This is a genomic window from Pseudomonas sp. 15A4 (genome assembly GCF_016925575.1).
Taxonomy (GTDB): Bacteria; Pseudomonadota; Gammaproteobacteria; order Pseudomonadales; family Pseudomonadaceae; genus Aquipseudomonas.
Genome location: NZ_CP068986.1, coordinates 788555 through 801178 on the forward strand (window position 1 = coordinate 788555; position 12624 = coordinate 801178).

The following is a 12624-nucleotide window of genomic DNA, read 5'->3' on the forward strand; positions in this document are numbered from 1 at the left end:
GTATCCAATGACCGATCAGCCTCAGACTTCAAACGACACGCCCGGCCAGCCCCCTGCCGAGACCGCAGTGCCTGCCCTTGAAGCCGAGGCAGTCGCGGCCTGGCTGCAACAACACCCTGATTTCTTCGCCGAACACGACGAGCTGTTGGCGATGATGCGCGTCCCGCACCAACGGGGCGACACCGTCTCGCTGGTCGAACGCCAGCTTAAACTGCTGCGCGAGCGCAATATCGAGATGCGTCACCGGCTTTCGCAACTGATGGACGTGGCCCGGGACAACGACCGGCTGTTTGAAAAAACCCGCCGGCTGATTCTCGATCTGATGGACGCAACCAGTCTGGAAGAAATCGTCATCTGCGTGGAAGACAGCCTGCGCCAAGAGTTTCAGGTGCCCTTCGTCAGCCTTATCCTGTTCAGCGACCACCCGATGACCGTTGGCCGCTGGGTCAGCGCCGCCGACGCGCAGAAAGCCATCGGTGGGCTGATGTCGGGCGGCAAGACCCTGTGTGGCGCGCTGCGCGAGCATGAACTCGAGTTCCTGTTCGGCAGCGAGCAAAGCAAGGAAGTGGGCTCAACCGCCCTGGCGTCCCTCACCCATCAAGGGTTGCATGGCGTTCTGGCCATCGGGAGCCGTGATCCGCAGCATTACAAAAGCTCGGTCGGCACGCTGTTTCTCAGTTACATCGCCGACGTGCTCAGCCGCCTGCTGCCCCGCTTCACCAACTCGCTGCGTTCGGTTCGCTAGTCATGAAAGGGCAACTGGACGCTTACTGCACGCACCTGCGCAGTGAGCGCCAAGTGTCGAGCCATACGCTTGAAGCCTATCGCCGCGACCTGAACAAGGTCTTAGCGTTCTGCGAAAAGCAGCACATCGACAGCTGGAAAGCGCTGGATATTCAGGCCATGCGCAGCCTTGTCGCTCGCCTTCACCAGCAGGGTCAATCCTCGCGCAGCCTGGCCCGACTGCTGTCAGCCGTTCGCGGCTTCTATCACTACCTCAACCGCGAAGGCCTCTGCGATCACGATCCGGCCAATGGCCTGTCACCGCCCAAGGGCGAGCGTCGCCTGCCGAAAACGCTTGATGCCGACCGAGCCCTGCAACTGCTTGAAGGCGGCGTCGAAGACGATTTCCTGGCCCGGCGCGATCAGGCCATCCTCGAGCTTTTCTATTCGTCAGGCCTGCGCCTGTCCGAGTTGACCGGACTGAACTGTGCAGACCTGGATCTGGCGGACGGTCTCGTGCAGGTCCTCGGCAAAGGCAGCAAAACTCGCGTTTTACCGGTCGGCAAAAAGGCCCGGGAAGCGCTGGAGGAATGGCTCAAGCAGCGGGCGCTGGCCAATCCACAGGACGATGCTGTGTTCGTCAGCCAGCAGGGCCGGCGCCTCGGGCCGCGATCAATCCAGCTGCGGGTCAAGGCCGCTGGCGAACGCGAGTTGGGCCAGAATCTGCACCCGCATATGCTTCGCCATTCATTCGCCAGTCACTTGCTGGAGTCGTCCCAGGACCTGCGCGCCGTGCAGGAGCTGCTGGGTCACGCCGACATCGCCACCACTCAGATCTACACCCACCTGGATTTCCAGCATCTGGCCACGGTGTACGACAGCGCCCATCCACGGGCCAAGCGCAAAGGTAACGCCGACAATGAGCATTAAGCTGATCACCTTCGATCTGGACGACACGCTGTGGGAAACCGCACCGGCAATTGTCAGTGCCGAAGCCAAGCTACGTGAGTGGCTGGCTGCCAACGCGCCAAAGCTAGGGCCGGTTCCGGTCGAGCATCTGTGGGAAATCCGCTCGCGACTCATCGAAGAGGATCCGACGTTCAAGCACCGGATCAGTGCGTTGCGCCGTACGGTGCTGTTTCACGCCCTGGAGGACGCTGGCTACAGTCAGGCCGAAGCCCACGAGCTGGCGGACCAGAGCTTTGAAGTATTCCTTCAAGGGCGGCACCAATTGGACATCTTCCCGGAAGTGGTGCCGACACTGGAAATCCTGACCAAGTCTTACACGCTGGGTGTCGTGACCAACGGCAATGCGGACGTTCGACGCCTGGGCCTGGCCGATTATTTCGCCTTCGCTCTGTGCGCCGAGGACCTGGGCATCGGCAAACCAGACCCTGCACCTTTCGTTGAAGCGCTGAAACGCGGCAATGCCGATGCCAGTCACGCCGTGCATGTCGGCGATCACCCGGGTGATGACATCGCAGGTGCTCAGCAGGCCGGTATGCGGGCGATCTGGTACAACCCCGCTGGCAAAGTCTGGGAGGCTGAAAGAGCGCCGGATGCCGAGATCAGCAGCCTGACGCAATTGCCCGAGGTGCTGGCGCGCTGGGGTTGATCCGTGTCTCCCCCGGTATGAATGCCGGCTTTTGCGTCGGCAACCCGGATCGCAGGCAATAAAAAACCCGCAGCGACAGCGGGTTTTTCATCAAGCGCACAACCGGCCCTTAGATAGGACGGCTGCCGTACTTGTTATCAGGCTTCTTGGGCGGATCGGCGACCACATTGGCCTCCACTTCCACGACCTTGCCACCGCGAGCGAGGAATTCTTCCATCGCGCGAGCCAGAGCATCACGCTCTTTGTTCTTGGCTTCCACGCTCGGCAATTCGTCTACCGAGACGGCGGCCTTGGCCTTGCCCTTGGCCGGAGTCGCAGAGACTTCAGCGCTGTCGTCGACCTCCACTACATCTTCATCGGAAGCCGCAGCAAGCCCCTCGCCGCCCTCCTCGTCTTCCAGCTCGTCTTCCAGACCTTCTTCGATGTCGTCGTCGCTCATGTTCTACCTCATGACTTGCGCAAGCAGATTAGTTATAGCCCAGCCGGGCTTGATTTCTTGGACAGCCGGAAAAATTCAACTACCGCAGACTCTCAGCGGTCGTGTCCCTCACCTTGAAGCGTGGCGAGGACTCTACGGGCTCCGCCTGCATCGCGGTGCTCGCCCAGATAAATACCTTGCCATGTGCCCAACGCCAGCCGTCCATTTGTAACCGGCAATGTCAGCTGGCAGCCAAGCAGACTGGCTTTGAAGTGCGCAGGCAGATCGTCGGGTCCTTCGTCGTCATGCTCGTAACCGTCGCGCCCCTGAGGCACCAGACGGTTGAAGAACCGCTCGAAATCGCGACGTACCGCCGGGTCGGCGTTCTCGTTGACGGTCAACGAGGCCGAGGTGTGTTGCAGCCAGACATGCAGCAGGCCAATGCGGCATTCGCGTAATTCGCGAAGGCCCGCAACGATCTCGTCAGTCACCAGATGGAAACCACGAGGCCTTGCCCGCAGCGTGATCAAGGTCTGTTGCCACATACCGTTCTCCGCCCTTCGGCGCGCATTCTAACGCGCTGGAAAAAAAACAAAGTGCGTAATGAGCGACGATTTTTATGGGCGCAGAACAAGGGCATTTATGCCCTCTCAAGCGTCCGGAATCGCCAGGTTTGGCCGAACATCGCAGCGGGTGTCCCTGCCTGGAACACCCGCCCCCTGTGCGGACATCCCTATCGACAAACCCCAGACAAAAAAATGCCCGGAGACCCGGGCATTTTTTCATGCGTGGATTACAAGTTGTAGCCACGTTCGTTGTGTTGCGCCAGATCCAGGCCGACCGCTTCTTCTTCTTCGGTGACACGCAGGCCCATGACCATGTCGAGCACCTTGAGAATGATGAAGGTCACGATCGCGGTGTAGATGACCGTGAAGCCGACGCCTTTGCACTGAATCCAGACTTGTGCCGCGATGTCGGTCACAGTGCCGAAGCCGCCCAGCGAAGGGGCTGCAAACACGCCGGTCAGGATCGCGCCAAGGATACCGCCGATACCGTGAACGCCGAAGGCATCCAGGGAGTCGTCGTAGCCCAGTTTGCGTTTCAGGCTGGTGGCGCAGAAGAAGCAGACCACGCCTGCCGCCAGACCGATGATTAGGCCGCCCATTGGACCGACAGTACCGGCAGCCGGAGTCACAGCAACCAGACCGGCAACCACACCCGAGGCAATGCCCAGCGCGCTTGGCTTACCGTGGGTCAGCCATTCGGCGAACATCCAGCCCAGCGCTGCAGCAGCGGTGGCGATCTGGGTGACCAGCATGGCCATACCGGCGGTGCCGTTGGCCGCAGCTGCGGAACCTGCGTTGAAGCCGAACCAGCCCACCCAGAGCATGGCCGCACCTACCAGGGTGTAACCCAGATTGTGCGGGGCCATCGGAGTGGTCGGGAAACCTTTACGCTTGCCGAGTACCAGGCACGCTACCAGGCCAGCCACACCGGCATTGATGTGAACAACGGTGCCGCCCGCGAAGTCGAGAACGCCCCAGTCCCACAACAGACCGCCGACGCCGCTCCAGACCATGTGCGCAATCGGCGCGTAAACCAGAGTGAACCAGATCGCCATGAAGATCAGCATCGCGGAGAACTTCATGCGTTCTGCGAAGGCGCCGACGATCAGGGCCGGGGTGATGATGGCGAAGGTCATCTGGAAGGTCACGAAAACGGCTTCCGGGAACAGTGCCGCAGGGCCAGTGATGCTTGCCGGGGTGATGCCTGCCAGGAACGCCTTCGACAGACCGCCGACGAAGGAGTTGAAGTTGACGACGTTGGCTTCCATCCCGGTGGTGTCGAACGCCATGCTGTAGCCGTAGACGACCCACAGGATGCTGATCAGGCCGGTAATGGCGAAGCACTGCATCATCACGGAAAGAATGTTTTTCGAGCGGACCATGCCGCCGTAGAACAGCGCCAGACCGGGGATGGTCATGAACAGCACCAGCGCGGTGGAGGTCAGCATCCAGGCGGTGTCGCCGGAATTGAGTACGGGGGCTGCCACTTCGTCTGCCGCCATGGCCAAGCCAGGGGTTACGAGGGACAACAGGGCTCCTAGCCCTGCGAATTGACGCAGAGTCATATTGTTTTCTCCTGGGGCGTTGGGGTTTGGCGGCTTAGATTGCGTCGGTATCGGTTTCGCCGGTACGGATGCGGATGGCCTGTTCCAGATTGACCACGAAGATCTTGCCGTCACCGATCTTGCCGGTGTTGGCCGCTTTGGTTATCGCTTCGATAACGCGGTCCAGATCCTTGTCGTCGATCGCAACATCGATCTTCACCTTGGGGAGGAAGTCGACTACATACTCCGCACCGCGATACAGCTCGGTGTGGCCTTTCTGACGTCCGAAGCCTTTGACTTCAGTAACCGTGATGCCCTGCACGCCGATTTCGGACAGCGACTCGCGTACGTCGTCCAGCTTGAACGGCTTGATGATGGCAGTGACTAGCTTCATGAAACTTTCTCCCGAATTGGTGGACTTGCCCCAGGAAAACAAACCCGACTCAAGTCTAAGCGCAGTGTCTGGCTTTGTAACGCGTCGTGTCCGCAAGAGACCTGACCAACTCCAGAAAACCGCTTCTGACGAAACATTCCCCGCTCCGCCTGCCGCACTGCATTCGTCACAGCGACTGCATCAGTGCATGGGTTACAAGCCACTAAGCAGAAAGCTTGCCATCTCATCGATCGGCGTGAATTTCGGCACTTGTATCGTTAATTCACGCTTCAGCGTAGTCGTCGACTGCCATCGCCGCACAATAACGGTGCGCGCGTGCCCGAGGCGATGCGCGAAAAGCGTGCAGAGCGTTGCGCGTGGCGGGCGGTCGAAAGCTGCGTGCTACACTCGCGCCCTCTGATTCTGGAGTTTCATCATGCTCGCCCCTAAAGCCTTTCTCGACGCCCTGAGCGGCCACGCGTCCCGCCTGTTCAACGGCGAAACCCCGGTTCCCCGCAGCGAATTCGAAACCCAGTTCAAGGCGCTGCTGCAGAGCGGTTTTAGCAAGCTGGATCTGGTCAGCCGGGAAGAATTCGACAGCCAGATGATCGTCCTCGCCCGCACCCGCGCCCGACTTGAGGCACTGGAAGCGAAGATGGCGGAGATGGAAGCGCAGTTGGCGACGCAGCCGAAAGCGCCGGGGGCTGAGCCACAGGGTTGAGCGTTTAACCCTGCGGGTGCTCAGGCGCAGTGCGCAATGCGCTGAACCTGGGCTTTGATGGCCTCCAACGTGGTCATCGACCTATCCTCCTGTGCCCCTGCCCTTCAATACATACCCCGTAAAACATGCCCCCGCCCACGCGCCGGGCCAATGACTATCCTTCAGCTCGCCGCAGGAAGCGGTGCTGCCTTCAAGGAAAGCCATGTCCCTCGCGATCGTTCTGAGCCGTGCCCAAGTTGGCGTTGAAGCCCCTGCCGTGACCGTTGAAACCCATCTCGCCAACGGGCTGCCCAGTCTGACGCTGGTGGGTCTGCCGGAGGGCGCGGTGAAGGAGAGCAAGGATCGGGTGCGCAGTGCGATCCTTAACTGTCGGCTGGAATTTCCGGCGCGGCGCATCACCTTGAATCTAGCCCCTGCCGATCTGCCCAAGGACGGCGGACGATTCGATCTTGCCATCGCGCTTGGCTTGCTCGCCGCCAGCGCGCAGGTGCCGACGCTTGCGCTGGAGGGCATTGAGTGTCTGGGGGAGCTGGCGTTGTCGGGTGCGATTCGGCCCGTGCAAGGCTTAGGAGGACTTGCAACACCCGATCTAAACAAATCTTGCAGAAAAGCGGCGCATTTAGCAGATATACGGTTTGGGCCGCGCATGTAAGTAAACGCCATCTATAGAATGCCGCTGGATGAGGTGACCGACAATACCGGTAGGGGGCTGCCTCGGCAATCTGAACGACGCAATGGCCTGCGTTTCAACGGCAAACACATGGACTGCCCCTCAGAACCACGCGAGCGGCTTTGAGCCATCCTGGCGCGGGATCAGATTTTCTGTGGCCTACTCCCCGCCGAAATCCTGCCTCAGGCAAGAACCAGCGATTAGTGAAAAGGCAATCAGGGTTCACGAGGCATAGATCCAAAGTACAGCTGAGACTCAGGAAATCAACGAAACGCTAGGATAGCGACTCACTTTCCCAGCGCTCGCAGCTCCATTTTGATGACGGCAAGCAATTCATCAGCTGTCTGGTCCTGATCGAGATATGCATACGCCAGAAGCGTTATTGGACTGATTTCCAATAGCGCAGCGAGTTGCTCCAATTTCTGGAGAGTGGGGCTACGAATACCTCGTTCGACTGAGCTTATGAATGATTGACTAGGGCCTAGAGATTCTTGGGAGAGCTGTTTGTGAACCCTAATGTCTCTCAGTGCCGCTCCGAAGTCCTTTTTCCTAGACATGCACAGAACTCGCAAAAGGTACGATAAAGCCCTTTCGCTTATAAAAGTGCTATGCTGCATGCAGTATAGAGCCTTCCTTTTTCATGGCTCGGAGGAAATTAGCTCAAATTAGTTGCTCATCTACGCGAAAACGGCAGTGAGCATATCGCTAGGTCTCGGAGGAATAAATGTTCACTACCGATGCATTCGACGAGGTCTGCCTGGGAAGCGTTTCGATGCTCTCAGGAGATAAGAAGCACTGGAAAAGGCTGAGCATCGCGAGCCCTTTTTTCAGATCGCGGGTTCACCCAATTTCATCGGAACTGAAGAAAACGAAGCTCTGTTGATATCGGATCCTTATGACCTCGCTCGTTTGGCTGCTGCCATGCGGAGGGTCTACAACTCAGAATTAGGAGAAGTGATTATTTCAACCCCTCACAGTGTTAACGGATGTGGAAAATGGCTCCACCAAACGCTCTACGCGATGTTTTTCGTAATGCATAGACCGACAGGAGAAAATGGAATTGTTTATATCACCAGCGGAGGAACTTACGGCATAGCCGATGAGAGCGAGCTGAATCACTACTCTAAAGAGGTACTATATCAATCCCAACATTATCCACTTAATCTCTTTGACGACTACATCGACACTCACAGAATTAAAGGATAATTCGCGTTGAGGGCCCTCTTGGTCAGCAGACCTATAAGACCAAGAACAAATATCGAAATCGAAGTGCAGTCACCCCAGGATGCAGATGTAGTTCATTGAAGTCAGCAGGCAGGCCGAATCGCCCTATATCTCGCAATATTCTCAATCACTGTTGCCGCTGATGCAGAATTGGCCCAGCTGCCGAAATTTCGCTGATCCTAGCTTCTAATTCGTAAAGTGATAGCAGGTCTGGCTTTGGGCTGAATACTTATGGGGCAACGCCAAGTCGGCAGCAGGGTCAATTCTGCATTAGCGATAACATCACCTGCCAAGACAGGGCAGCAGACATCGAATAGAACGATCATTGGCGCTGAATATTTATACATATCGCCTCCAGCTAATAAACCACGAACACCCAACAAAACAAAATTTATTAAGAGACAGTTCGATTTAAGCCATGCAAACCTCACGCGTCTCAAGTTTTGCCAATTGAATCCTTTCGACCATCAAGCGAGCATAGATTGTTGATATGTTTTTGCGAGCGACCGATTCTAAAAAACTTCGGCACCCTCGAACGCATCGCAGGTGTTCATCATCACTCGCACCAACCAACTTATCCTATGTGGCTCACTCGTGAAACACTCCGCCGTAGGATTACCAGCTGTCACTATAAAAATTTCACATTCTCTTGGACAGATTTCGGACAGTCAGCTAGCTTCACTTGAGCGTTTAAAATTCAAAAAAGGAGCTTTGTTATGGTGACGTTTCGACCCAAATCCTCCCGAGTTGGAGGTCATTTATTCAATACGGGTGTTTTGACTGTAATACTAGCTTTACAAGGTTGTGCAAACCTAGAGTCCGTCAGTAATTTTGCAAAGCAATCATCTAGTTTGACTGGTTCTGAGGAAGCAATCGACTACTGGGCCACTTGGGACAAGCGGGTTAGAAAATTTGACCCGATTCTTGATCGAATTCATCAGCCCGGAACACCTTTTCCCGACCGACCCGCAGGACCGACATCGCCACCAACACCTCAGGAGGTTGCCGCAATCAAAAGCCTGCAGGGAGTTTTGTCAGCATACATGTTGCGTCTTGGAGAGTTAGCCGACGACAAAGCTGTCGACGTTTCAGCACAAGTTGATGGGCTAGTGACAAATCTTGGAAATTTACCTGTACGGGGCACTACTCCAACAGAAATAGCAGAGGAGAAAGCTTCAAACGCAGCGGCCTACAAGGCCTATGGAGGAATACTGAAACTGGTAAAACTACCGCTTGAGGCCTACCGCAACTACAAGGTAAAGCAAATAGTTACTGATAACAACTCTGACATCCAGGCTTTAACAAAAGGACTGTTCATTGCAATGAACAGCGTATCAAAATTCGTCTACAGCGAAAAAAATAGCGTCGCAACTTGGTATGACACACAGGCGCGACAAACGCCGATCGGGAAAAATTTTGACGACGCTTATTTAAGAGAGGAAAACAAAGCAAAGTTAATTTCGGGATTTGCTGATAAAAAGAAAGCCATCATCGCTTACAAGGCAGCCCTTTCCACGATCGGGAAGGCTCACCAGGATATGGCAGACAATATCAGCGCATTCAATACAGATTCTTTCAAGCTGCTAGTTAGGGAGCTTAAAGAGGCACAAGAAGAGGTAGTCGCTGCAAGAAAACAATACGAAGACGCATTCAAAACAGAGGAGTAGTATGAAGTGACAGACAATAACACTTTAATGTCCGAGCATTATTTTGCCTTGGCCAATAGTTATCTCGACACCTACAACAGTTGCTCTGACAAGCTACAGGAGGTAGATTCCGGGCTAAGTGATAAGGAAAAAAATGAACTCTACTATCAGAGCAAACCACTGATAGGACAGGCTTATGAGTTTCAAAAAAAGGTTTTAAAGCATTGACGGATGAGCTAAATGTGCCAGCGAAGTCGTTGGCTCAGGCGGCTGACGCTGCAGCTAAAGCCGTTCACGACATTTTTTTGGTCGGTAAGGTGATAGAGATCGTCGCAGATCTCGTTGCGATCGGAGCGATCTTGGTCGTTCCGGCACTTAAACCTACAAGCCTTTTAGCACTTCCAAATCTGCTAGGCGAGCTCAAGTCTGATGTCCAGGATCTAAAATTGGCGGAATGAGTACAATGGGAGTCTCAGCCTTGGCTGGCATTAGATTCCTTTCAACAACATAAGAATTAACGGTTATCTTACCCGATAAATTGGAAGTCAGTAGAGATTCTGTAGCGTATCTCTTCGCTTAACAGTTACACGAACGTATAAATTTCTGTCTCATTCCTCCACCAACCACACTGATTTTTTTCTGCAGGCACTACCTGAACCTCCATACTAATCGCACCATAGAAAGCTGATCCCCTCCGAACGCGATACAGCATATCCGCTTGTGTTATCCAGCGCGCTCGATAGAACAGTACAATAAATCCGCTCACGACTTGTTACTATTGAGTACAGCTGCACCATCGTTGGTGCCGCAAGATTGAATTACCTGCACCAAATCAAGGTGGTTCGATCGTCATCAAAGACACCCTTGGATTTCGTCTTTTTCTAAGCGTGGCGGTTGTCTACGTTTCAACCGGACACTTCTCAACCATTGCCAGCGAATCAGCTGATGAGCGAGTTCAACTCTCACTCCTGCTACGCCAATTGAATTCGCTTGAACTGCTTGTAGATTACGGCGCCGCCCTTCCCGATGAGAGCTCAGCGCGCGTCCATTTCAGTTACATCCGTCTTCGTGAATATCTCCACTGCATTCGCGTAGGAATCCACGGCTACCTGACACCCCTGCGCGCACAACCTCGAGATCCTGCCGCCCTTCACGGTCACTACCACGACGAAGTGATAGTCGCGCCATTAACGCCACTCAACTGACAGCCTTCCAAGCAAACAGCGGCCTCTCGACATCGGTCACAGCCTCGCTACTGATCTCCGCAGTGTTCCCTGAAGATAGTTTTTAAAACTGAATGAGTCGCTTCCACGTTTTTAGGCGCACCAGGTAATTTAGTTGGGTGCACAGGCCCTCTGCCCAATGTCCGCTTCTGGCCGATAGCGGTCGGCCAAGAGCGGCAGCTTCCGAGCCAGAGCTGCCCTGCTGGCTGCTACAAGTCAGAAATAGACACCCGACATTGTTTAGTACGTGCCCGGGATCTGACCAGACTGGGGGGCGTGGTGTTTGTCATAGGAATCCGCTCTCGCGAAGCTAAGGCAGTTGTATTGCAGCGTTCATCAGAAACGTGACCATGAGAGCGCTGTCATATGGCTCGCTCGCCTTGCTACCGTCTGATAGGTGAAAATCCGCTGTCGTTCCATCCGCGCCTCCGTAAATAGTTAGCTCAGACGGAGGAACTCGGCCAGTTTGATCCTCAATGCGAGCAACAAACCGAATGGCGGCGGTGCCATTAGTCGGGAAGAAGCGAGTATTGAGGACTGTCTTTTGGAAAAAGACATTTGATACATGAGCGTCCGACTCGTACTCGGCGACCTGATTAACAAGTGCCTCCTGTGACTGACCGGATCGTTGCGTTGCATCAAACCATTCGCGAAAAAGGGCAGACGTCGGCAGACCGTTATGCAGTTCATCAATGCCTCGGAGAAAGTCAGCATGGATGGCGCAAACGAATTGTGCTGCAAAAGCTCTCCGCTGCTGGTACTCAATATCCCTCCGTGCCTCTTTACGCAGCATGGCCGCTGTTAACTCATCATTGCTCAAGAAAGCTTCTCCGGTTGTTGGCGTGATCAATTGCCGAAGATTAGTGGCGAACTGTGCAAGCGTTGGTCTTTCTGCTGAACGAATGTTACAGGTCTGAGCGATCAGGACCATCGCGTGATGGATTTTCGGAATTGTCGGAAACAGGAGCGCTAGGTCGAACTCCTCTTGAAACCAGACCGGTCCCGGAAAAACTACATGCCTTTGACCATTCACCATGGCCCAGAATACTTTTCCTAGGCTGAACACGTCGCCTTTTTCATCTACATTCGCTACACGCCCTATGCTGTACTCAGGAGGCCGATAGGCCCAGGCCCCGATAGCTCGATGAGTTGGGGTTAGCCTCTCGTCCTCAGCAAGGTACGCGCATCCGAAGTCGCTAAGGGATAGCGAGATCTCGCCATCCCTTAGCTTGTAGAGCAAATTTTCTGGTTTGATGTCTCGATGGTGAATGGGCTGAGGTCGGTTCGCGAGTCGAGCAAGTGTTTCGACAATGGGCAGCAGTGCTTTTGCAGCTTTCTCAGGTTGAGCTTGGTATTCATCGATGACTTCCGCGAGATTACCCTCAAGCAGCTCCATGACGATTTCGATCTCTCCAGCACGCTTCCGCACGTCCACAATAGGTACAACCGCTAATTCAGGGTTTCCGGCCATCCCAGCCAGCAACTGTGCTTCTCGGGCGAACCGTGCAACCGGTTCTTTCGAAGCGTTAGGTTTAAGACGTTTGATAGCATGGGTGCCGTCCGTCCAAACATGGGCGTTACCACCGTCGCCTTTGTGCTTCCACGCTAACGGTATCGAGTCGTGGTTTAGCTTCCAAGGTGGACCGCCGGCATCTATTTCCTTGATTTCCATTACTTACTTCCATGACTAGGAATCCAACGAGAGCGGTACGATTTCACAAATAGTCTCCGTTGTCTGCCCTGGCCGATTGCGCCAATTGTGAACGGCAACTTTGGGTCGAAAGCGGACAGCCACGACTGGCTCCTTTCGACCCAAAGCAGCCTCTCAACCTCAGGGCCTGTGCCAGTACCTAGCCGCGTAGAACGAGGTTTCCGTTAAAGAGGTCTTCGACTTCCAGCGC

13 protein-coding genes and 1 pseudogene are annotated in these 12624 nt (G+C 55.0%); 8 read left to right on the forward strand and 6 right to left on the reverse strand.

What is annotated here, in order from left to right:
- The first annotated feature begins 7 nt into the window (after nucleotides 1–7).
- Genes JN403_RS03490 through JN403_RS03500 form a run of 3 tightly spaced genes read left to right on the forward strand, consistent with a single transcriptional unit; the run spans nucleotide 8 to nucleotide 2338 of the window.
- Entirely contained in the window at nucleotides 8–745 is a 738-nt protein-coding gene (locus tag JN403_RS03490; RefSeq protein ID WP_205485354.1) for a DUF484 family protein, read from the forward strand.
- 2 nt (nucleotides 746–747) lie between these two features.
- Nucleotides 748–1653, forward strand: coding sequence for a tyrosine recombinase XerC (xerC, locus tag JN403_RS03495; RefSeq protein ID WP_205485356.1), 906 nt, complete (start codon nucleotides 748–750; stop codon nucleotides 1651–1653).
- Nucleotides 1643–2338, forward strand: a complete 696-nt coding sequence (locus JN403_RS03500) for an HAD family hydrolase (protein WP_205485358.1) — start codon at nucleotides 1643–1645, stop codon at nucleotides 2336–2338. The genes xerC and JN403_RS03500 overlap by 11 nt, the downstream gene beginning before the upstream one ends.
- 109 nt (nucleotides 2339–2447) lie before the next feature.
- Here the strand turns inward: JN403_RS03500 and JN403_RS03505 are convergent, their stop codons facing one another.
- From JN403_RS03505 to glnK, 4 genes are all read right to left on the reverse strand, one after another.
- Nucleotides 2448–2777 carry a hypothetical protein gene (locus JN403_RS03505; RefSeq protein WP_122534138.1) on the reverse strand — a complete coding sequence of 110 codons (330 nt, stop codon included), beginning with the start codon at nucleotides 2775–2777 and terminating at the stop codon, nucleotides 2448–2450.
- A 92-nt stretch (nucleotides 2778–2869) separates the two neighbouring features.
- Nucleotides 2870–3301, reverse strand: coding sequence for a secondary thiamine-phosphate synthase enzyme YjbQ (locus JN403_RS03510; RefSeq protein WP_122623534.1), 432 nt, complete (start codon nucleotides 3299–3301; stop codon nucleotides 2870–2872).
- A 248-nt stretch (nucleotides 3302–3549) separates the two neighbouring features.
- On the reverse strand, nucleotides 3550–4887 hold the full coding sequence (locus JN403_RS03515) for an ammonium transporter (protein WP_037016614.1): 1338 nt from the start codon (nucleotides 4885–4887) through the stop codon (nucleotides 3550–3552).
- Between the two features lie 34 nt (nucleotides 4888–4921).
- Nucleotides 4922–5260: a P-II family nitrogen regulator gene (glnK, locus tag JN403_RS03520; protein ID WP_002555808.1), complete on the reverse strand. Its 339-nt coding sequence runs from the start codon at nucleotides 5258–5260 to the stop codon at nucleotides 4922–4924.
- A gap of 415 nt (nucleotides 5261–5675) precedes the next feature.
- On the opposite strand from glnK, the gene JN403_RS03525 reads away from it, so the two are divergent.
- Nucleotides 5676–5960, forward strand: coding sequence for an accessory factor UbiK family protein (locus tag JN403_RS03525; protein WP_172610284.1), 285 nt, complete (start codon nucleotides 5676–5678; stop codon nucleotides 5958–5960).
- Between the two features lie 202 nt (nucleotides 5961–6162).
- Nucleotides 6163–6528: pseudogene (locus tag JN403_RS03530) on the forward strand (magnesium chelatase domain-containing protein); the annotation flags it as partial.
- A gap of 389 nt (nucleotides 6529–6917) precedes the next feature.
- Here the strand turns inward: JN403_RS03530 and JN403_RS03535 are convergent.
- Nucleotides 6918–7247 (reverse strand): helix-turn-helix transcriptional regulator, encoded by a 330-nt coding sequence (locus tag JN403_RS03535; protein WP_345945833.1) that lies wholly within the window; start codon nucleotides 7245–7247, stop codon nucleotides 6918–6920.
- A 1323-nt stretch (nucleotides 7248–8570) separates the two neighbouring features.
- Between JN403_RS03535 and JN403_RS03540 the strand changes: the two genes are divergently transcribed.
- From JN403_RS03540 to JN403_RS03550, 3 genes are read left to right on the forward strand one after another with little or no spacing between them, the layout of a single operon-like run.
- Nucleotides 8571–9521: a hypothetical protein gene (locus JN403_RS03540; protein WP_205485362.1), complete on the forward strand. Its 951-nt coding sequence runs from the start codon at nucleotides 8571–8573 to the stop codon at nucleotides 9519–9521.
- A gap of 6 nt (nucleotides 9522–9527) precedes the next feature.
- Nucleotides 9528–9728 carry a hypothetical protein gene (locus tag JN403_RS03545; protein ID WP_205485364.1) on the forward strand — a complete coding sequence of 67 codons (201 nt, stop codon included), beginning with the start codon at nucleotides 9528–9530 and terminating at the stop codon, nucleotides 9726–9728.
- Nucleotides 9725–9958 carry a hypothetical protein gene (locus JN403_RS03550; protein WP_205485366.1) on the forward strand — a complete coding sequence of 78 codons (234 nt, stop codon included), beginning with the start codon at nucleotides 9725–9727 and terminating at the stop codon, nucleotides 9956–9958. The genes JN403_RS03545 and JN403_RS03550 overlap by 4 nt, the downstream gene beginning before the upstream one ends.
- A 1075-nt stretch (nucleotides 9959–11033) precedes the next feature.
- On the opposite strand, the gene JN403_RS03560 is transcribed toward JN403_RS03550, so the two are convergent.
- Nucleotides 11034–12395: a protein kinase gene (locus JN403_RS03560; protein ID WP_205485376.1), complete on the reverse strand. Its 1362-nt coding sequence runs from the start codon at nucleotides 12393–12395 to the stop codon at nucleotides 11034–11036.
- Nucleotides 12396–12624 lie beyond the last annotated feature (229 nt).